This window comes from Marinobacter zhanjiangensis (assembly GCF_014651935.1).
Lineage (GTDB): Bacteria > Pseudomonadota > Gammaproteobacteria > Pseudomonadales > Oleiphilaceae > Marinobacter > Marinobacter zhanjiangensis.
This window is the reverse complement of the sequence record NZ_BMXV01000003.1, coordinates 1-21171: the sequence shown is the minus strand read 5'-3', so window position 1 is coordinate 21171 and position 21171 is coordinate 1. Positions and strand designations below refer to the sequence as shown.

19 protein-coding genes, 1 rRNA gene and 1 pseudogene are annotated in these 21171 nt (G+C 59.0%); 10 read left to right on the top strand and 11 right to left on the bottom strand.

Annotation, left to right across the window (positions count from 1 at the left end; all coding sequences use genetic code 11):
- Window positions 1-3: 3 nt before the first annotated feature.
- From prfC to IE079_RS06710, 4 genes are all read right to left on the bottom strand, one after another.
- Window positions 4-1590, bottom strand: coding sequence for a peptide chain release factor 3 (prfC, locus tag IE079_RS06725; protein ID WP_189574775.1), 1587 nt, complete (start codon window positions 1588-1590; stop codon window positions 4-6).
- Window positions 1591-1697: 107 nt separating this feature from the next.
- The gene (rimI, locus tag IE079_RS06720) at window positions 1698-2171 is read right to left on the bottom strand and encodes a ribosomal protein S18-alanine N-acetyltransferase (protein WP_227712362.1); all 474 of its coding nucleotides are present in this window, start codon (window positions 2169-2171) and stop codon (window positions 1698-1700) included.
- A 35-nt stretch (window positions 2172-2206) separates the two neighbouring features.
- Entirely contained in the window at window positions 2207-3055 is an 849-nt protein-coding gene (locus IE079_RS06715; RefSeq protein ID WP_189574769.1) for a hypothetical protein, read from the bottom strand.
- Window positions 3056-3065: 10 nt separating this feature from the next.
- Window positions 3066-4613: a 2-isopropylmalate synthase gene (locus IE079_RS06710; protein ID WP_189574766.1), complete on the bottom strand. Its 1548-nt coding sequence runs from the start codon at window positions 4611-4613 to the stop codon at window positions 3066-3068.
- 403 nt (window positions 4614-5016) lie between these two features.
- Between IE079_RS06710 and paaG the strand changes: the two genes are divergently transcribed.
- The 9 genes from paaG (at window position 5017) to paaZ (ending at window position 13915) form a co-directional block, all read left to right on the top strand.
- The gene (paaG, locus tag IE079_RS06705; RefSeq protein ID WP_189574763.1) at window positions 5017-5808 is read left to right on the top strand and encodes a 2-(1,2-epoxy-1,2-dihydrophenyl)acetyl-CoA isomerase PaaG; all 792 of its coding nucleotides are present in this window, start codon (window positions 5017-5019) and stop codon (window positions 5806-5808) included.
- Window positions 5809-5870: 62 nt separating this feature from the next.
- Window positions 5871-6317, top strand: a complete 447-nt coding sequence (gene paaI / locus IE079_RS06700) for a hydroxyphenylacetyl-CoA thioesterase PaaI (protein WP_189574760.1) — start codon at window positions 5871-5873, stop codon at window positions 6315-6317.
- Window positions 6318-6373: 56 nt separating this feature from the next.
- Window positions 6374-7684, top strand: coding sequence for a phenylacetate--CoA ligase PaaK (gene paaK / locus IE079_RS06695; protein WP_189574755.1), 1311 nt, complete (start codon window positions 6374-6376; stop codon window positions 7682-7684).
- Between the two features lie 376 nt (window positions 7685-8060).
- Window positions 8061-9056, top strand: coding sequence for a 1,2-phenylacetyl-CoA epoxidase subunit PaaA (paaA, locus tag IE079_RS06690; protein WP_189574752.1), 996 nt, complete (start codon window positions 8061-8063; stop codon window positions 9054-9056).
- Window positions 9057-9069: 13 nt separating this feature from the next.
- Complete coding sequence (gene paaB, locus IE079_RS06685) at window positions 9070-9351, top strand: 1,2-phenylacetyl-CoA epoxidase subunit PaaB (RefSeq protein WP_189574749.1); 282 nt, start codon at window positions 9070-9072, stop codon at window positions 9349-9351.
- A 23-nt stretch (window positions 9352-9374) separates the two neighbouring features.
- Window positions 9375-10139 (top strand): 1,2-phenylacetyl-CoA epoxidase subunit PaaC, encoded by a 765-nt coding sequence (paaC, locus tag IE079_RS06680; RefSeq protein ID WP_189575598.1) that lies wholly within the window; start codon window positions 9375-9377, stop codon window positions 10137-10139.
- Between the two features lie 19 nt (window positions 10140-10158).
- Window positions 10159-10698: a 1,2-phenylacetyl-CoA epoxidase subunit PaaD gene (gene paaD / locus IE079_RS06675; RefSeq protein ID WP_227712404.1), complete on the top strand. Its 540-nt coding sequence runs from the start codon at window positions 10159-10161 to the stop codon at window positions 10696-10698.
- A gap of 12 nt (window positions 10699-10710) precedes the next feature.
- Window positions 10711-11790, top strand: a complete 1080-nt coding sequence (gene paaE / locus IE079_RS06670) for a 1,2-phenylacetyl-CoA epoxidase subunit PaaE (protein ID WP_189574742.1) — start codon at window positions 10711-10713, stop codon at window positions 11788-11790.
- Window positions 11791-11872: 82 nt separating this feature from the next.
- Window positions 11873-13915 (top strand): phenylacetic acid degradation bifunctional protein PaaZ, encoded by a 2043-nt coding sequence (gene paaZ, locus IE079_RS06665; RefSeq protein WP_189574739.1) that lies wholly within the window; start codon window positions 11873-11875, stop codon window positions 13913-13915.
- Between the two features lie 158 nt (window positions 13916-14073).
- Here the strand turns inward: paaZ and IE079_RS18785 are convergent, their stop codons facing one another.
- The 6 genes and pseudogenes from IE079_RS18785 to IE079_RS06640 all read right to left on the bottom strand — a co-directional run bounded on the left by IE079_RS18785 (window position 14074) and on the right by IE079_RS06640 (window position 19314).
- Window positions 14074-14778 (bottom strand): ABC transporter ATP-binding protein, encoded by a 705-nt coding sequence (locus IE079_RS18785; protein ID WP_227712403.1) that lies wholly within the window; start codon window positions 14776-14778, stop codon window positions 14074-14076.
- A gap of 204 nt (window positions 14779-14982) precedes the next feature.
- Window positions 14983-15432: pseudogene (locus IE079_RS18780) on the bottom strand (hemerythrin domain-containing protein); the annotation flags it as partial.
- Window positions 15433-15449: 17 nt separating this feature from the next.
- On the bottom strand, window positions 15450-16208 hold the full coding sequence (locus IE079_RS06655; RefSeq protein ID WP_189574733.1) for an ABC transporter ATP-binding protein: 759 nt from the start codon (window positions 16206-16208) through the stop codon (window positions 15450-15452).
- Window positions 16205-17212, bottom strand: coding sequence for a branched-chain amino acid ABC transporter permease (locus IE079_RS06650; protein WP_189574731.1), 1008 nt, complete (start codon window positions 17210-17212; stop codon window positions 16205-16207). The genes IE079_RS06655 and IE079_RS06650 overlap by 4 nt, the downstream gene beginning before the upstream one ends.
- Complete coding sequence (locus IE079_RS06645; RefSeq protein ID WP_189574729.1) at window positions 17212-18087, bottom strand: branched-chain amino acid ABC transporter permease; 876 nt, start codon at window positions 18085-18087, stop codon at window positions 17212-17214. Before IE079_RS06645 ends, IE079_RS06650 begins: the two co-directional genes overlap by 1 nt.
- Before the next feature lie 69 nt (window positions 18088-18156).
- Entirely contained in the window at window positions 18157-19314 is a 1158-nt protein-coding gene (locus tag IE079_RS06640; RefSeq protein WP_189574727.1) for an ABC transporter substrate-binding protein, read from the bottom strand.
- Between the two features lie 362 nt (window positions 19315-19676).
- On the opposite strand from IE079_RS06640, the gene paaX reads away from it, so the two are divergent.
- A complete protein-coding gene (gene paaX / locus IE079_RS06635; protein WP_189574725.1) occupies window positions 19677-20603 on the top strand; it encodes a phenylacetic acid degradation operon negative regulatory protein PaaX in 927 nt (308 codons plus the stop codon).
- A 461-nt stretch (window positions 20604-21064) separates the two neighbouring features.
- On the opposite strand, the gene rrf is transcribed toward paaX, so the two are convergent.
- Window positions 21065-21171, bottom strand: a 5S ribosomal RNA gene (gene rrf, locus IE079_RS06630); the annotation flags it as partial.

Below are 21171 nucleotides of genomic sequence, written 5' to 3'. Positions count from 1 at the left end.
ACCTCAGTGCTCCCGGGTCTTGTGGAACTGGATATCCGGATGGCGCTCCTGGGCCAGCTGGAGGTTCACCATGGTGGGCGCGATATAGGCCAGACGGTCGCCCCCGTCCAGCGCCAGGTTGTCACTGGCCTTGCGCTCGAACTCGTCCAGCTTGCGGGGGTCGTCACAGGTGACCCAGCGGGCGGTGGCCACGTTAATGGGCTCGTAGATGGCCTCCACCTTGTACTCGCTCTTGAGCCGACTCACGACTACGTCGAACTGCAGCACACCGACAGCGCCCACGATCAGATCATTATTACGCATGGGCCGGAACAACTGCACCGCCCCTTCCTCGGACAACTGGATCAACCCCTTCTGGAGCTGCTTGGTCTTGAGCGGATCCTTGAGACGGATGCGACGGAACAGTTCCGGTGCAAAGTTGGGAATACCGGTAAACTTCATGTCCTCGCCAGCGGTGAAGGTGTCGCCGAGCTGGATGGTGCCATGGTTATGCAAGCCGATAATGTCACCGGCAAACGCCTCGCCGGCATGCTCCCGGTCGCCGGCCATAAAGGTCAGTGCGTCAGCGAAACGGACCTCCTTGCCGATTCGCACATGGCGCGCCTTCATGCCCTGACTGTACTTGCCGGAAACAATTCTCAGGAAGGCTACCCGGTCCCGGTGCTGGGGATCCATGTTTGCCTGTATCTTGAATACGAAACCGGAAAAGCCTTCCTCAGTGGGGTCTACGGTGCGACGGTCGGTTTCCCGGGGCAGGGGTGATGGCGCCCAATCCACGAGACCGTCGAGCATATGATCAACACCGAAGTTGCCCAGCGCGGTACCGAAGAATACCGGTGTCAGCTCGCCGGCCATGAACAGTTCGTGGTCAAACTCGTTGGACGCCCCCTTGACCAGATCGATCTCATCCCGCAGTTCCCCGGCATAACTGCCCAGAACCTCATCCAGCTCAGGGTTGTCGATGCCGGAAATAACCCGCTCCTCCTGGATCATGTGCCCCTGGCCGGTGTGGTACAGAACAACCTCGTCACGCAGCAGGTGGTAGACCCCCTTGAAACTCTTGCCCATACCGATCGGCCAGGTGACAGGCGCACAGGCGATCTTGAGTACGTCTTCCACCTCATCCATGAGTTCCACCGGATCGCGGACATCCCGGTCCAGCTTGTTCATGAAGGTCACGATAGGAGTATCCCGCAGACGGGTAACCTCCATCAGCTTGATGGTTCGCTCCTCGACACCCTTGGCGGCATCAATCACCATCAGGCAGGAGTCCACGGCGGTCAGTGTGCGATAGGTGTCCTCGGAGAAGTCCGCGTGGCCCGGTGTATCCAGCAGGTTGACCAGCCGCCCACCGTAAGGGAACTGCATCACCGAGGTGGTGACGGAAATGCCCCGCTCCTTCTCCATTTCCATCCAGTCGGACTTGGCATGCTGGCCAGATTTCTTGCCTTTGACGGTACCCGCTTTCTGAATGGCCTGCCCGAACAGCAGCACCTTTTCAGTAATGGTGGTCTTACCGGCGTCCGGGTGCGAGATAATGGCAAAGGTGCGCCGGTTGGATACTTCACTGGCAATCTTACTGTCGGACATAGCCTCACACTTGCGTTATCAGGACATTCTGGGAAGGGAGCCGGAACATTCCGGCACTGATCAAAAGGCGCGCATTTTCGCCGATCACGCGCCAGGATACAAACACCTCAGGTGACCGGACTGGCAGGGCCGGCAAGCCCCAGGGCCATCACCAGGGCATCCTCGGGGCTGACACCGTCCGGATAGTAACCCGGGCGCTCACCAACCAACTCAAAGCCCTCGGACTCGTAGAGTCGCCGGGCGGCCCGGTTGCTGACGCGAACCTCCAGCACTACGCGCTGCATTCCCTGCAACACGGCTCCCCTGAGCAACGCCCGCAACAACTGGCGGGCCAGGCCACGCCCACGACTTGCCGGGCGCATACACAGGTTAAGCAGGTGGGCTTCGTCATACAGGGTGGCGAGCACTCCGTAGCCCTCTAGACGACTGCCCTGCACCAGACCCAGCACTGCGTAGCCAGAACGGAAGGTGTCGCGGAATACGCCCTCACTCCATGGATAGGAATAGCTCAGACGCTCGATCTCCAGAATATCCGGAAGGTCGCTCTCGGACAGGGCCCGCAGTTCCTGCTCAGGGTACACAGGCCGTCCGGCCCTGTAGACGCCCGGCCCGGCCATCACGATCGCCCGGTTTGGCGCAGCGACAGCCAGAGTGCCTTCTTCGCCCCCGGATCCGACGACAAGGCCGCCAGGGCCACCGGGAAGGACACCGTTGCCTCACCAAGGGGCGCACATATATCCCGCCACAAAGCGGCCTCATCCGCATCGTCGATATTGCCGGGCTCCAGCCCAAGCCACAGCTGGCTGGGTCGTTTTACGGATTCCGCCATCGCCGATATCACTTCCACAGCGCCCGCTGCATCATTACCCGGTACCGCAGGATTGCTGAACACCGGCCAGCGCAACGCCTCCGCGCTGTTAACGCTGTCGCCCAGTGCGCGCAGGATATTGGCGGCGAGCCGGTCTTCCAGTCCCCGACTGGCGGTATCCGGGCAGCTGCTTATCAATAGCCACTGCTCCCCGATCCAGAAACGCCAGTGAAAGCCAACCGCCTTGCCGGACAATGCATCGTGAACCTGCCCCACAGGTGGAGCTTCAGGTAACGAGCCCTCTTCCGTTTGCTCATCCGGCACCCGGGGCGACTCCGGGGTAGCCGGGACCGCTCCCGGGCCCTCCGCATGCACGTTGCCGGCAGCCCCATTTTTACGGGTTTCAGTATCAGAGTCAGTAGTACCACCAGCGAGCAGCCCCTGCAGCCTCGCCAGACCCTCACGGGAAGCGCCGGCTGCCGAGCGGGGCGTCGGGGCCGTGGGCCGCTCTGCCACTGCTCCGGAGGCAGCGCCGGGCACCTCCGGTTGGCCAAAATCGAAATCAGGGCTGGGGGCTGCCCCGGGCAGGGGCCCACGGGCATACCAGAGCCTGACCCCGGCTACCCCCATGACAAACTGACGATGAGCCTCATTCATTGGCTACTCCTCAGACATCCGCTCCCTGCGGATGCTGGCGTACGCCGCCGCGACTGATCAGGTTCAGAGCCTCGATGTAGGCCTTGGCGGACGCAATGATAATATCCGTGTCAGAGCCGACGCCATTGACAATACGACCGCCCCGCTCGAGCCGCACGGTAACCTCGCCCTGGGCATCGGTGCCACTGGTAATGGCGTTGACCGAATAAAGCTGAAGGTTGCAGCCGGAATCCACCAGGGATTCAATGGCCTTGAATGTCGCATCTACGGGCCCACTGCCTTCTGCCTCGACCTTATGTTCCTTGTCATCCATCAGCAGGGTGACGCTGGCCCGGGGAATCACACCGGTTTCCGAACAGACCTGCATGCAGACAAGCCCGAAGCGGCCATCTTCCTCGGTCTGACGGGTATCGCTGGCAATGGCCTGGAGATCTTCATCAAAAATCTCATGCTTCAGGTCGGCCAGGGCCTTGAAGCGGGTGAAAGCTTCGTTCAGCTCGGTTTCCGTTTCAAACTGGATACCCAGCTCCAGCAGGCGCGACCGGAAGGCGTTGCGACCGGAATGCTTGCCCAGAACCAGACTGTTGGTATGCCAGCCCACATCCTGGGCCTGCATGATCTCGTAGGTTTCCCGATGCTTGAGCACGCCATCCTGATGGATGCCGGATTCATGGGCAAAGGCATTGGCGCCGACAATGGCCTTGTTCGGCTGAACGGGGAAACCGGTGATGGTGGACACCAGACGGGACGCCGGCACGATATGCTGTGTATCAATACGGGTATCCACCCCGAAGTGATCCTGGCGGGTGCGAACGGCCATCACAACCTCTTCCAGCGACGCATTCCCTGCCCGTTCACCAAGACCGTTAATGGTGCACTCAACCTGCCGCGCACCGTTCTCAACGGCCGCCAGGGAATTCGCCACAGCCAGCCCCAGATCATTGTGACAATGAACCGAGAAGACGGCCTTGTCGGCGTTCGGCACCCGATTCATGATCCTGGAGATGGTTTCGCCAAACTGCTCGGGTATGGCGTAACCGACAGTATCCGGAATATTGATAGTGCCCGCTCCGGCGGCAATAGCCTGCTCAATGATGCGACAGAGAAAATCCAGGTCCGAGCGGCCAGCATCTTCACAGGAAAACTCCACGTCGTCCACATGGTTGCGGGCCCGCTTTACCGAGCGCACGGCCTGCTCCACAACCTGGTCGGGTTCCATCATGAGCTTGTGCTTCATGTGTATCGGAGAGGTCGCGATAAAGGTATGGATACGGGGACGCTCTGCAGGACGAATCGCCTCCGCCGCGCGATCAATGTCGGCATCCATGGCCCGGGCCAGGCTGCAGATGGTGGACTCGCGAACATTCTCGGCAATGCCCTTTACCGCCTCAAAGTCACCCTGGCTGGCAATGGCAAAGCCGGCCTCGATCACATCCACCCGCAACTTTTCCAGTGCCTTGGCAATACGCAGCTTCTCGGCACGGGACATGGTAGCGCCAGGGCTCTGTTCGCCATCCCGCAGGGTGGTATCAAAAATAACGAGGTGTTCTTTGGACATAAATAACTCCAGTCACAAGGCCAGAACCGGCCTGACAACCAACAGGGAAACGCGGGCAAAGTGTAAAGTATAGCAGCCCTGCCCCTGCTCCTGTTACCTGCCCGGAAACACTCCTGACAACCGGACAGCCCCATTCAACAAAAATGCGACCAGATAAAAGGGTTTTCGTGTCGCATCGATTGCAACACAACCCCCTGAAACCTCATCGGAAACGACGACAACCTATTGACATGAAAACACTTTTATTCCACTCCAGCTTATTCCAGCGAATTATCAAGGGCGCATCGTAAGACCCAAAGCGATACAAAAAACGACTTTGGCATTATTGACGAGTGTCAATAAGTGCCTATACTGAGCAGACTGTACGCGCACCAACAGGCCATAAAAACAACCGGAGCACATCATGTCTCAAGACAGCATCCTCGTCGCCATCGAGCAGGGGGTCGCCACCATCACCCTGAATCGCCCCGACAGCCTCAACAGCTTCAACGCCGACATGCACGAGGCTTTGCGGAACGCCCTGGATCAAGTCAGCCAGGATAGTTCGGTCCGGGTTCTGGTACTGACCGGTGCTGGCCGCGGCTTCTGTGCCGGCCAGGACCTGAGCGATCGCAACGTCGCTCCCGGCGACGCCGCACCCGATCTCGGTTACTCCATCGAGACCTGGTACAACCCGCTGATCCGCACCCTGCGGGACCTGCGCGTGCCGGTTATCTGTGCGGTCAACGGAGTAGCCGCCGGTGCAGGCGCCAATATTGCGCTGAACTGCGACATTGTGCTGGCCGCTCGCTCCGCCAGCTTCGTGCAGGCTTTCTGCAAGCTCGGCCTGGTACCCGATTCAGGCGGAACCTGGATTCTGCCAAGACTGGCCGGTATGGCCCGGGCCAAGGGCATGGCCCTGCTCGGGGACAAGATCAGGGCAGAACAGGCGGAAGCCTGGGGCCTGATCTGGCGCTGCGTGGATGACGATGCCCTGGCGGAAGAGACTCGCAAGATGGCCGAACATTTCGCATCTCAGCCTACCGCCGGCCTGGCCCTGATCAAGCAGGCCCTCAATGCCAGCACCACCAACACCCAGGACGAACAGCTGACGCTTGAGCGTGACCTCCAGCGAGAGGCCGGCCAGAGCGAGGACTACCGGGAAGGCGTTGCCGCCTTTATGGAAAAGCGCACGCCGCACTTCAAAGGCCGCTGAATACGAAGGCACCGCGAGACGGTGACCGAGATACCTATTTTGACGACCGGGAGCCAAAAACAATGACCTACCCCGACCCCAAGGTGCTCGCCGAGCAGTGCGCCGATGCCATGTTCAGTCGCGACCAGGCCAGCCAGAACCTGGGCATGAAAATTATCGCCGTCGCCCCAGGCACCGCCACCCTCGCCATGACAGTGGATGACCGGATGATCCAGGGCCATGGCAACTGCCACGGCGGCTACCTGTTCACGCTGGCCGACTCCGCTTTTGCCTTTGCCTGCAATACCTATGACAAGGCCACCGTGGCCTCCGGCTGCAGTATCGAGTACATGGCCGCCGGCCAACTGGGCGACAAGCTCACCGCCACTGCCACCGAGCGCGCCCGTGGCCGCCGCACCGGCGTCTACGACATCGAGATCACCAACCAGGACGGCAAGACTATCGCGCTGTTTCGCGGCAAGTCCTATCAGGTCCAGGGCAGCGTTCGCGAACTGGACGAAGCGCAATAACAACCAACAAGCGGACCCGTGAATTCATCAACAAGTCCAATACCGGGAATAGCACCATGACACTACCCATGCAGAAAATCGGTCCCCTTGACCATCTTGAAACCGCCAGCCTTGACGAACTCCGCCACGAGCAACTGCAGCGACTGCGCTGGAGCATCAACCACGCCTACACCAATGTCCCCTTTTACCGGGACGCCTTCGACAAGATTGGCCTGAAGCCGATGGACATCAACAGCCTTGAGGATCTGGCCAAGGTGCCCTTCACCATGAAGGACGACCTGCGGGCCAACTACCCGTTCGGCATGTTCGCCACCCCCATGGAGCAGATCGTGCGGGTGCATGCGTCCAGCGGCACTACCGGCAAACCCACGGTGGTTGGCTACACCCAGAAGGACATCGACACCTGGGCCAGCGTGGTGGCCCGCTCCATCCGCGCCGGCGGCGGCCATGCCGGTGACAAGGTACACGTAGCCTATGGCTATGGGTTGTTCACCGGCGGCCTGGGCGCCCACTATGGCGCTGAAAAGCTGGGCTGTACCGTGATCCCCATGTCCGGCGGCCAGACCGAGAAACAGGTTCAGCTGCTCAAGGATTTCCAGCCCGACATCATTATGGTAACCCCCTCCTACATGCTGAACCTGGCAGACGAGATCGAGCGCCAGGGCATCAATCCCCATGACCTGCCCCTGCGACTGGGCATCTTTGGCGCCGAGCCCTGGACAAACGCCATGCGTCAGGAAATCGAAGAACGCATGGGCATTGACGCCCTGGACATATACGGCCTGTCCGAAGTCATGGGCCCGGGTGTCGGCATGGAGTGCATCGAGACCAAAGATGGCCCCACCATCTGGGAAGACCACTTCTACCCGGAGATCATCAACCCGGAAACCGGCGATGTACTGGCGGACGGCGAGTACGGAGAACTGGTGTTCACCTCCCTTACCAAGGAAGGCCTGCCTATCCTGCGCTACCGTACCCGCGACCTGACCCGACTGCTGCCGGGCACCGCACGCCCCATGCGTCGTATCGACAAGATCACCGGTCGCAGCGACGACATGTTGATCATCCGCGGCGTTAATGTGTTCCCCAGCCAGATTGAGGAGCAGATCCTGCGTATTGGTGAGCTGTCGCCCCACTATGAAATCGAGGTCTACAAGGAAGGCAACCTGGATTGCATCGACATCCGCTGCGAACTCAAGCCGGAGCACGGCAGCGCCGACGCGGGAGAGCGGGGAAAATACGCCCAAAAGCTGAGCCACAACATCAAATCCTTCATCGGTATCAGCACACGGGTCGATATTACCGAGCCGGGCCGGCTGGCGCGCTCCGAAGGCAAGGCCAAACGCGTTTTCGACCGCCGGAAGTAACGCTTTATCGCGCAGACCAGGTCTCCTGTTGGTCGAACCGTTGCCCCGTTTCGACGGGGCTTTTTTCTGATTAATCCAAGCACGTTATGGCCATGGAACCGGGATATGGCGTATCACATCCAGAAAACAGGACGATATCCTTAAAATCTCGAAAAAACGATCTATTAGGTCGACTGGAATTGACCGCTCACTGGTTATTTCCAGATAGTCTTAAAACCAACGTGATACAGAAACTGATACCTTGATATTTACCAAGGTATCATAAATAATGAAGTCATCATCCAGCAGGTCTTGTGGGCAAAATCGATTCCGTGCGCGCCGTGTTGGCGGCACACGCCCGGGAAAAGAACCTGATTACCGGAACCGGAGGTACACCATGTACGCACAACTCGTCGAAACCGGCGCCAAGCGTCTCAAGACCCTTGAGGAGATGTCTCCAGAAGAGCGCGAGTTCCAGCTCAAGGTTGACGCGGAAACCAAGATCGAAGCCAAGAACTGGATGCCTGAGGGTTATCGCAAGACCCTGGTCCGCCAGATCTCTCAGCACGCCCACTCGGAAGTGGTTGGCATGCTGCCGGAAGGTAATTGGGTTACCCGTGCGCCGAGTCTCAAGCGCAAACTCCAGCTGATGGCCAAAATCCAGGATGAGGCCGGTCACGGTCTGTACCTTTACAGCGCCATGGAGACACTGGGCGCTGACCGGGATGAAGAGATCGACAAGCTTCACGCAGGCACGGTTAAGTACTCCTCGATTTTCAACTACCCCACCCTGAGCTGGGCAGATATGGGCACTGTGGGCTGGCTGGTGGATGGCGCCGCCATCGTTAACCAGGTTGTGCTGCAGCGCACCTCCTACGGCCCGTACTCCCGCGCCATGATCCGCATCTGTAAGGAAGAGAGCTTCCATCAGCGCCAGGGTTACCAGATCCTGCTCGATATGATGCGTGAGGGGACCGAAGAGCAGAAGGAGATGGTTCAGGATTCCATCAACCGTTTCTGGTGGCCATCCCTGATGATGTTCGGCCCGTCCGACGATCAGTCACCGAACTCCCAGCAGTCCATGGCGTGGAAGATCAAGCGAAAGAGCAACGATGAACTGCGCCAGATGTTCATCGACCAGACTGTTCCCCAGCTGGAATTCCTGGGCTGCACCGCTCCGGACCCGGACCTGAAGTGGAACGAGGAACGAGGCCACTACGACTTTGGCGAGATCGACTGGCAGGAGTTCTACGACGTGCTGAAGGGCAACGGCCCCTGCAATAAAGAGCGTATCGAAACCCGCAAGAACGCCATTGACGGTGGCGCCTGGGTTCGCGAGGCCGCGAAGGTCTACGCCGAGAAAAAGCAACAAAAACAGCAGAACGCTGCCTGACAGGAGATGAATCATGGCTGACTGGCCCCTTTACGAAGTTTTTGTACGCAGCAAGCATGGCCTCAACCACAAGCATGTAGGCAGTGTGCACGCCGCCGATGCGGAGATGGCCATGGAAAACGCCCGTGACCTGTACACCCGTCGCAATGAAGGCGTCTCAATCTGGGTGGTGCCTTCCGCCGCCATTGCCGCCTCCTCGCCGGATGAGAAAGAGGTGCTCTTTGATCCGGCTGACGACAAGGTCTACCGCCACGCCTCCTTCTACAAGCTGCCCGACGAAGTCGGCCACATGTAAGGGAGACCAGCATGAGCAAGACAATGACACAACAAGAGGCACTGCAGGAATACCTGCTGCGCCTGGCAGACTCAGACATGATTCTGGGCCAGCGCCTGTGCGAATTGTGCGGCAAGGCGCCGGCACTGGAAGAAGAAATGGCGTTGATGAACGTGGCCCTGGACCTGGTGGGTCAGGCCCGTAACTGGTACGAGTACGCTGCAGAACTGATCAATGACGGCCGCAGCGCTGATGACCTGGCGTTCAAGCGCGATGCCAATCGCTACCGCAATGCACTGATGGTGGAGCAACCCAACGGTGACTACGCCGTTACCATGGGTCGCCAGTTCTTTTTCGACGCCTGGCACTATTTCACCATCGCCGCTCTGACCCAGGCGCCGGACGAGCGTATCGCGAGCATCGCTGCCAAGGCCGCGAAGGAAATCCAGTACCACCTGCGGCGCTCCTCCGAATGGGTGAAGCGTTTCGGTGACGGCACCGAGGAGAGCCACCAGCGCATGCAGACCGCAGTGGATGATCTGTGGCGATTCACCGGCGAGATGATCGAGGCCGATGAGGTCGAGCAACAGCTGTTCAAGGCCGGCATCGGCCCTGACCCGGAACAGCTGGCTGCCGACTGGCGCGGCCTGGTTAACGAGGTGCTCACCGAGGCCACACTGACTCCGCCCCCGGAGGACGCCTGGATGTACCGGGGCGCCAAGGTGGGCCATCACACCGAGCACCTCGGCTTTATTCTGGCCGAGATGCAGTTCCTGCCGAGGGCGTATCCGGATGCCAAGACCTGGTAAACCCGAACCGCGATCCCTGCTGGAAGACCAGCCGGTAATCGCCAGCGACCGCATACCCGCCCGTGACCGCAGCCAACCGGTCACGGAAGCGGACCTCTGGGCCTTGCTGGATGAGGTAAAGGATCCGGAGGTACCGGCGGTCAGCGTGGTGGAGCTGGGCATGGTGCGACGCATCGCCGAGGAGAATGGCGAGTGGGTGGTGGACGTAACCCCTACCTACTCTGGCTGCCCTGCGACCGAGATGATCGAGGAATCCATTGAGGAGGCCATGGGTCTGGCGGGTATCCGTAATGGCCGGATCCGCAGGGTATTGACCCCTGCCTGGACCACTGACTGGATCACCGAGACCGGTCGCAGAAAGTTACAGGAATTTGGCATCGCTCCGCCCGTGGGCAGCTCCAGCAAACTGACTCTCAAGGGCGTGGAGGAAACCATTACCTGCCCTCATTGTGGCAGCGCCCACACCGAAAGAGTCAGCGAGTTCGGCTCCACCGCCTGCAAGGCACTGTATCGTTGCCTCGATTGCCGTGAGCCCTTTGACTACTTCAAATGCATCTAGAGAAGAACAATCATGAACAAGTTCTACCCTCTCACCATTCGTGAAGTCCGGCCGGAAACCCGGGACGCCGTGTCCCTCTGCTTTGATCTGCCGGAAGACCTGCAAAAAACCTTCAGTTACCACCAGGGTCAGCACCTGATCCTGCGCACCGAACTGGACGGCGAAGAAGTGCGCCGCTCCTACTCCATCTGCGCTGGTGTCAGCGACCAGGAACTGCGTATTGCCGTCAAGAAAGTGCCCGGTGGGCGCTTTTCCACCCTGGCGAACGAACGGCTCAAGCCGGGCCAGACGCTGGAGGTGATGCCACCACAAGGGCATTTCTTCGTGGAGCTGGACCCGGAACGGGAAGGCGACTACCTGGCCGTGGCTGCCGGCAGCGGCATAACGCCTATCATGTCTATCGTCAAGACGACGCTGGAAACCGAGCCCAAAAGCAAGGTGACGCTTTTCTACGGCAACCGGTCCACCGTTTCCACCATGTTCCGTGAACAGCTGGAAGATCTGAAAAACCGTTTCATGGGCCGGTTCAACCTGGTGTTCCTGTTCAGCCGCGAGGAGCAGGATATTGACCTGTACAACGGGCGTATTGACTCGGACAAGTGCAATGCCCTGTTCGACCACTGGCTCAATGCTGAAAAACTGACGGCTGCCTTTATCTGCGGTCCGCAGATCATGACCGAAACCGTTCGTGATTCGTTACAGCGCCACGGGCTGGACAAGTCAAAAATTCATTTTGAATTGTTTACCCCCGCTGGTGGCGGCAAGGCGCCCCGCAAGGACCGCGCGGAAACAGAGGTGGATCCGCAGGCAGTCAGCGAAGTCACTGTGCGCGCGGACGGTCGGGCCCTGACCTTCGACCTGACCCGCAACACCGACAGCATCCTCGATGCCGGCAACGAGATGGGCGCTGACCTGCCCTTCTCCTGCAAAGCCGGCGTGTGCTCCACCTGCAAGGCCAAGGTGATCGAAGGGGAGGTGGAAATGGACGCCAACTACGCACTGGAAGACTACGAGGTAGAAGCCGGCTATGTGCTGTCCTGCCAGTGCTATCCGGTCAGCGACAAGGTGGTGCTCGACTACGACGAGGTCTGAGCCCGGATCCACCTGTTCCCGAAGCCGGCCCCTGCGCCGGCTTTGTTTATCCTGATAACAACAGATTTGCGGAGAACGCGTAATGTCAGTCCTACAGAGTTACATCGCAGGCCAGTGGCTCGGAAAAAACGCAGCCAAGGCACTGCCAAGCGCCATCAACGGCGAAACGGTTGCCCACACCCACGAAGAGACAATCGACTTTGGTGAGGCCATTAACCACGCCCGCAACACCGGCGTGAAAAACCTGCTGTCACTGGACTTCCAGCAGAGGGCCGCCATCCTCAAGGAGCTGGCGATCTATATCCAGGGCCGCAAGGATGAGCTCTACGCCATCTCTCACCACACCGGTTGCACCAAAGCAGACTCCTGGATCGACATCGATGGCGGCTTCGGGACCCTGTTCACCTATGCCTCTACCGGCCGAAAGGAACTGCCCTCGGGCAATGTGGCCCACGAAGGCCCGGTGACCCAGCTGGGCAAGGAGAACCACTTCAACGGCACCCACATCATGGTGCCTCGCCGTGGCGTTTCGGTCCATATCAATGCCTTCAACTTCCCCATCTGGGGTATGCTGGAGAAGTTCGCCCCGGCATTCCTGGCGGGGATGCCCTGCATCTTCAAACCGGCAACCGCTACCAGCTACCTGACCGAAGCCGCCGTCAGGGTCATCAACGACTCCGGCCTGCTGCCCGAGGGTGCCCTGCAACTGGTCATCGGCGGTACCGGCGACCTGCTGGACCGCCTGGAAGAGCAGGATTTTGTAACCTTCACCGGCTCGGCGAACACTGCCCTGAAGTTGAAGAGTAATCCCAATATCATGGCGAAGAGCATCCCGTTCAACGCCGAGGCGGACTCCCTGAACAGCGCCATCATGGCACCTGACGTAGGCCCGGGAGACGAGGAATTCGGAATCTTCGCCAAGGAAGTGGTCAAGGAGATGACGTCCAAGGCAGGCCAGAAGTGTACCGCGATCCGACGGGTCCTGGTGCCGGCCGAACACCTGGATGCGTTGGCGGACAAGATCAAGGAGCGGCTCTCCACCATCGTGGCGGGTGACCCCAAGGAGGAAGGCGTGCGTCTGGGTGCCCTGTCGTCCAGCGACCAGCTCCGGGATGTCAACGAAGCGATCGACAGACTGCTGGAAACCAGTGAGTGCGTCTTCGGCAAAGATGGCAGCTTCAAGCCCGTGGGGCAGGGAGTCGAGAACGGCGCCTTCATCGAGCCGCACCTTCTGATCAACCGCAACCCGCTGAACGATGGCGGTGCTCACGACATCGAGGCCTTCGGCCCGGTGGCCACCCTGATGCCCTACAACAGCATCGACGAGGCCCTGACCATTGCCGCCAAGGGCAAGGGCAGCCTGGTCACCACGCTGACCACCAAAGACCCGGCCATTGCCGCCCAAATGATTCCGGTACTGGCCGCCCAGCACGGGCGTCTGCAGATCCTGGATGCGGAAGCGTCGAAGGAATCCACCGGCCACGGCTCGCCGCTGCCCATGCTCAAACACGGCGGCCCTGGCCGCGCCGGCGGAGGTGAGGAACTCGGCGGTATCCGCGCCGTGCACCACTATCTGCAGCGCACCGCGATCCAGGGCTCGCCCACCATGGTGGCCGCGGTGACCCGGGAATACGTCCGGGGCGCAAAAGTCATCGAGAACGACATCCACCCGTTCCGTCGCCATTTCGACGATCTGCAGGTGGGTGAGTCGCTGCTCACTCATCGCCGCACGGTCACCGAAGCCGACATCGTCAACTTCGGCTGCCTTTCTGGCGACCACTTCTACATGCACTTCGACGACATCGCCGCGAAAAAGACCCAGTTCGGTCAGCGCATCGCCCACGGCTACTTCGTGCTGTCGGCTGCTGCCGGCCTGTTCGTCTACCCTGGTGAAGGCCCCGTGCTGGCCAACTACGGCCTGGACACGCTGCGCTTCATCACCCCGGTAGCCCCGGGCGATACCATCCGCGCCCGCCTCACCTGCAAGCGCAAGATCGACCAGGGCCGGACCTCACCCGAGGGCCATCCCCAGGGCGTTGTGATGTGGGATGTGGAGGTGACCAACCAGGAAGACGAGCTGGTGGCCAGCTATGACATTCTGACGCTGGTTGCCAAGCGGCAGTAAACCCTTACCCGGCCTCTCCCAACCGGGAGAGGTCATACCGGTAACCTCATCAAGGACGAGTCACCTACAAAAAAGCCGGACTGGTTCATGCCAGTCCGGCTTTTTTATGAGGATTAGTGGCCGTACTCCCAAACCACAAGACCACTGTTTCCAGGCAATTACATGCCCAGATAAGCCTCCCGAACCTTCTCGTTACTAAGCAGCTCCCGCCCGGTGCCCTCAAGCACCACACGCCCGGTCTCCAGCACATAACCACGATCGGCCAGAGCCAGGGCCTGGGAGGCATTCTGTTCAACCAGGAAGACGGTAATACCCTCCTCCGTGAGCTCCCGGATAATTCCGAAAATTTCCTCCACAATCAGCGGCGCCAGACCCATACTCGGCTCATCCAGTAGCAACAGACGCGGCCTGGCCATCAACGCCCGACCGATCGCCAGCATCTGCTGCTGCCCACCGGAAAGCTCACCAGCCAGATTATCCTGCTTCTGCTCCAGAATCGGAAACCTGCTATAGACCTTTTGCAGATCGCGCTGAACTTCTGGTCCCTGCTTACGGGTATAGGCACCGAGACGCAGGTTGTCACGAACGCTCAGATCCTTGAACACCTGACGCCCCTCAGGGACCTGGACAATGCCTCTGGAAACACGCTTGTCCACCGACATCTTGTTCAGATTCTCACCCTCGAAACTCATCTGCCCCTTGTCCAGAGGTTGCAAGCCGGAAATGGCCATCAACAGAGTGGACTTGCCAGCGCCGTTGGCGCCTACCAGTGACACGATCTCCCCGCTGTTGATCTTCAGGTTGATATCGTGCAGCACCTCAATCTGGCCATAAGAAGACACGACCCCCTCAATGGACAACATCTCGGTGCCGGTTTCCGGCTTGCTGGCAGGATGACTCAGCCCCAGGCCGCCGAATCGCTCCGGCGTATAGCTGACGATCTGATGCCGCAGCTCGCGGAACTCCTCCCGAACCCGGTCACCAAACAAGGGATCATTTTGCTGATCCCGGGCCTCGGCGATTTGCCGCCAGTCTTCCTCGGTCAGCACCTCCTTCGCCCGGGGAATCACCACCCCCTCTTCCTTCTTGATGTGCTTGCGCAACGCCTGGGTAAAACGGGTCAGGGCATGATTGAAAGCTTCCCGCCCGTCTGGCCATCCCTTGACACAGGCGGACAGCAACTCCCGTAACTCGTTGATCTTCTGATGACCAATGACGTAGCCGCGCTCCAGTTTGTCCAGCAGCGGTCCGGTTTCCGGTGACTTCTCACGTACCTTCTTGTATAGCACGATCTCCGTTGGTTGACTGTGGACACGGTTGGAGAAGTGCTGGATATAATCAAAGATGGTATTGAACAGCACCTCATCGGGGCGCTGACTATTCACATTCATATCCTGCTGGAGCTGCTCGACCAGGTCGATCACTCGCCACAAACCCTGGTGTTCGCGGATAATAATGCCTACTGCCTGCTCGCTGCGCGACCGGGCAGGTGTCGTAGTCTGGTTCTGTTCACTCATGATACATGCCCTTCCACTCAGCCACCCAGATAGGCAGCAATTACGTCTGGATTGTTGCGAATTTCTTCCGGGGTGCCTTCGGCCAGCTTGCGACCATAGTTGATCACCAGTAGCCGGTCCGAAATACCCATGACCAACTTCATGTCATGCTCAACCAGCATCACCGTCACTCCCTGCTGGGCGATCTTGCGGATCAACTCCTCAAGCTCAGCCGTTTCGGTGCCGTTGAGACCGGCAGCAGGCTCATCCAGCAACAGAATCTTCGGATCCGCCGCCAGTGCCCGGGCAATTTCCAGACGCTTGAGGGCGCCGTAGGACATCGCCGACGCCTCGGTATCAAGGTAATCCCCGCAGCCCACAAACTTCATTAGTTCCTCCGATCGCTCGCGGCAGGCTTTCTCTTCCCGCAGCAGCGACGGCAGACGGAACATGGAGGTAAGAAGATTGGCCCGAATCTGCAGATGGCGGCCAAGCATGACGTTCTCCAGCGCTGTCATATTCATGCAGACCTGCATCTGCTGGAACGTACGGCACATGCCTCGCTCCGCCAGACGGTTCGGATCCATGCCCACCACACTTTCACCGTTCAGGGTGATATCACCCCGGGTGGGGATATAAAAGCCTGTGATCAGGTTGAACAGCGTCGTTTTGCCCGCACCGTTAGGGCCAATGACTGAATACACCTGGCCCTGCTCAACAGAGAACTCAAGACCCTCAATGGCATGCACGCCACCGAATTCCTTGTCGAGGCCTTTGATATCAATCATTACCGTCATGCCTCACCTCCGGAATACCGGCCCAGCTTGCGGCGCAGTGCGTTCATGGCCGTGGGGTAAAAGCCCTTGGGCATGAAGATCATGGTGGCCATCAGGATAAAGCCGAAAATGGCCGTCTCGTACTCCTGGAAACCGGCAAGAAACTGAGGCATCAGCTTGAGCACGACCGCTCCCAGAATGACCCCCATCGGCGAAGCCATGCCACCAAGCACAACCATAGTGATCAGCACGATCGAGTAGTCGAAGCCGGCAATGGCTGGCGTAATAAACCCGGTAAAGTGGGCAAACACACTCCCCATGACGCTCGCATAAATTGCGGAAACCACGAACACCAGGCTCTTGTAATGCGTCGTATCCACACCCACGGTACGAGCAGCGATCTCGGAGCCATGAATCGACCGCAGGGCTCTGCCAATAGGCGAATCAATAATATTCTGGGCAACTACCACCGCCACCAGCAGCAGGACACCGGCCACCAGGTACCAGGCAATGTGACCGGGTATCTCGAAACCGAACATTGAATACAGGCCGAAAGTACTCAGTTCCCAGCCAAACAGGCTCAGCGGCACCACCGACATGCCGTCCGGCCCGCCAGTCAGCTCACTCTCGTTGTTGAGGATAATGGCAATAATGAAACCCACGGCCAAGGTCGCCATGGAGAGGTAGTGCCCCTTGAGTCTCAGGATCGGCCGCCCGACAACATAGGCGATAAGCCCAACCACCGCCGCCGCTACCACGATGGCCAGCAGCGGCGGCCAGTTGTAAGTGGTCGTGGCAATGGCACTGAAATAGGCGCCCATACCATAAAACCCCGCATGCCCCAGGCTTATCTGCCCGGCATAACCAACCAGCAGGTTCAGTCCCACCACAGTGGCGGCGATGATGAGAATCTGCGTAGCGAGGTCGAAGTAAAACGGATTGTCCATCAGCAGAGGTACAACAAAGACGATGATGGCGAGAACCAGTACATAATTCATTCGCCAGTCAATAAAACGCTGCAACATTACACACGCTCCACGGTTCGGCCACCGAACAGACCACGGGGCATGAAAAAGAGGACCAACAGAATCATGGAAAAGGCCACGGCGTCCTTGTATTCGGAGGAAATGTAACCAGCCGTCATCGACTCCACGATGCCCAGAAGCAAGCCCCCCACCACGGCGCCGAGACCACTGCCGAGGCCACCCATGGCAGCTGCCACGAATCCTTTGAGCGCCAGCAGGATTCCAATGTCATAAGAGGTGAAGGTGATGGGCGCCACGGTGACGCCTGCGACTGAACCCAGCAGGGCCGAAAGCCCGAACGCCAGCATCAGGACCATCTGCGTCTTGATCCCGACTAACTGGGCCGCAAGCTTGTTCATCGAGGTGCCGAGGATGGCCCGGCCTATCAGAGTGCGGGTGAAGAATACGATCAGCGCCACAACCAGCACCGCGCCAATACCGATTACCCAGAGGCTCTGGGAATTCAGTACCGCCCCGCCAAGGCGAATGGGCTCGTTGCCGGTGAACGGCGGCACCACATGGTAGTCCTTACCCCAGACGACCTGAGCAATGCCACGGATAAAAATGGAGGCACCGATGGTTATGATAATCAGCGTCACTACATCGGCATTTTTTGCCGGAGCGATGGCCAGCCGCTGGAGTGCAACGCCAACCAGGCATGCCAGCAGAACCGCCAGGATAATCGCAAAAAACATGGGAATACCCATGCCCATAAAGGACACGGTTGCCATCCCGCCAATCATCAGGAACTCGCCCTGAGCGAAGTTGATCACGTGACTGGCGTTGTAGATGATGGTGAAACCAAGCGCGACCAGCGCATAGGTGGCACCGATGGTAATACCAGTAAACAGGAACTGCAGGAATTCTGAAAACATAGGAAAGACACCGTCAGGTACCCCCGGCGCCTGCCTCAGGCGGCCGGGGGCAGAGGGTTGGTCAGCTGATTAGTCGACCAGCATCCAGTCACCGTCCTTGACCTCGAGGATCCGGAACGATTCCGGTGCCAGGCCGTTATGATCATCCGGCGCCATGTTGTAGATACCTGTAACGCCCACGTAGCCAGAGATGTCCTCCAGCTCGTCCCTGACAGCGGCCTTATCGGTGCTACCTGCGGCCTCGATAGCCTGAACAGCCAGCATCAGCCCGTCGTAGGCATACCCACCGAAAGTTGAAACCCTGGAATCCCAACGTTCCTCATAGGCCTCCTTGTAACCCTGTACCACAGCTTTCTGGGGGTCATCGTCAGGAAGCGCAGCGGGTACCAGAAGAGGAGATGCAGGCAGGCGCAGACCTTCAGCGGCATCACCCGCCAGATCCAGGAAAGCATCAGAAGCAACGCCGTGAGACTGGTAGAACGGCAGGTCGATATCCAGTGCAGCATAGTTCTTGGTGACGATGGCCGGGCCCTGGCCGAAACCGAAGTTCAGCACCGCGTCTACACCATCAGCATTGCTGATGTTGGTAAGCTGGGCGGTCATATCCGAATCGGACGGACCGTAGGTTTCATCCGCGACCACCTCGATACCGTACTCGCCGGCAACCTCCAGTGTCTGTTTGCGGCCAGAGGCGCCGAAACCACCGGTACCGGAAATCAGGCCGATCTTGTCGAAACCACGACGCTCCATGTCCCAAAGGATCCGCTCCGCCGCCATGCGGTCCGACTGCGGTGTTTTGAATACCCATTCCTGAACCGGACTGACTATGGTCACTGCCCCGGCCAGTGAAATGAAGGGCATTCCTGCCTGCTGGACAAGCGGAGCAGCGGCCATGGTGGCACCCGTGGTGCTGCCCCCCACAATGATATCTACCTGATCGGAGCGAATCAGTCGGCCAGCGAAGTTACGGGCGTTGGAAGCGTTGCCCACGTCATCATAATGGATTAACTCCAGCTGTCGCCCGAGCACACCACCTTCCTCATTGATTTTTTCTACATACATTTCGAGGGTTTTCAGCTCCGGGTCTCCCAGAAAGGAAGCGGGGCCGGTAACAGAAAGGAACGAGCCGATTTTGATGGGCTCGGCTGCCTGTGCAGACATCAGCACGCTGGCTGTCAGCGAAGCCGCCACCACACCAGCACGACGCAAGAGGCTTTTCTTGGTCATTGTTTTTCTCCCAGGTTTTGGAGCACGCGTGCTCTCATTGTTTTTGTTACCTAATCGGAAAGTGATCCGTGATTTCATGATTCACTTTCCGCTTCACAGAGTCCAAGAGGTGTCCAGGAAGAGACTCTCCAGAGTCCTGGCTACCAAGGCATCAGTAAGCATGCTGACTACTTGGGAGTCATCGCCTCCTGACACATATCAAGACTTACAACGAACGCTATTGTATCGTATTGTTCCTGTCAACCGATTTAGGAAAGCGCCACCACCGGTCTTCGGTAAATGGTTGTTTTACCCGCAACCATTAGATAAGGATAATAGGCGCTTAATTTTTCATAGTGTTTCTCAAGCAGATTCCTCAGCCTATGTCCGCCAAAAAGCAGCTCGACCATCTCGTCAGCCAATTCCAGAAAAAACGCCCGATCCGGGCCGGCTCTTTGATCATCACCCTGTATGGTGATGCCATTGTTCCAAGGGGCGGCACCGTCTGGCTCGGCAGTCTTGCCCGCCTGCTGGAACCAGTGGGCATCAATGAGCGCCTGGTACGCACCTCGGTGTATCGCCTGGTCAAGGAAAACTGGCTACAGGCCGAGAAAATCGGTCGGTGCAGTTACTACAGCCTGACCGGGCCTGGCCTCAGGCGCTTTGAGCAGGCATTCAAACACGTGTACGAAATGTCAACCCGGGAATGGACCGGCAGTTGGACGTTGGTCCTGCTCACCCAACTGGAGCCCGACGCTCGCCGTCGCGTCCGGGAAGAACTGAAATGGCTGAGTTTCGGGAGTATAGGTCAAGGCGTGATGATTCACCCCAGAATGCAAAGGGAAGAGTTACTGCCCTCACTGCAGGAGTGGGATGCCTATGAAGACACCATCGTGATGCAGACCCATCCGGTGGAGCCATTAAGCTCGAGGGCAATGCGACGGGAGGTTCGCGAGAGCTGGAACCTCGATGAACTGGGTGGGCGCTACCGGCGTTTCCTTAACCAGTTCAGGCCTCTTTGGCAGGATCTCAAGGATGAAGACACGCTGTCACCCGAGGATTGCCTGATTGCCAGAACCCTGCTCATCCACGAATACCGGAAGATCCTGCTCCGAGACCCGCAATTGCCTGACGCCCTGCTCCCGGGAGACTGGGAAGGGCGCAGCGCGAGACAGTTGTGCCGGAATCTTTACAGGCAGATCTATGAACGCGCTGAAGAGTGGCTGGACCAGACACTGGAGAATGCCTCCGGTCCTTTGCCGGGGCCCAATGACGGCTTCTACAGGCGGTTTGGTGGGCTCAGGGACTGAGAGGTTCTTTAGCGTTGTCGGAAAGCGCCGATGCCGGTAGGTATCAGGGCCCTTTTCCATTGTCAGGTTTGGCGACTGTTACCCATGTTGCCGGTTTGCACAGCACCTCCCCCTTTCCCCTTGCGAGAGAGGGCCGGGGTGAGGGGGTGGCGCCCGCAGGGCGCCTGTATCAGCAAGAGGCTGGCCTTGTACGGGGGCAATGATGTCGCTGTAGATCCAGGCTGAATGAGTGATTCCCGTGACGTTCTTCCGGGCTTGCCGCGGGCCCGGACGGGCCTAAAGGCCGTGCTACGCACGGCGACGATTCCCGGCCCTTCGCGGGGACGCCCCGGGCGTTCGCCCCTGGCAACGCTGCGCGTCGCCTGCCCTGCGGGCACCAGGGCTCACACCCCCGTAGGTCATCGTCAGGCGCCCAAACGAAAAAAGCCCCTAGTGCAAAGCACTAGGGGCTGGGTTTGGGCGCCTGACGATGACCTACTCTCGCATGGGCAAATGCCACACTACCATCGGCGCTGCTCTGTTTCACTGCTGAGTTCGGGATGGGATCAGGTGGTTCCAGAACGCTATT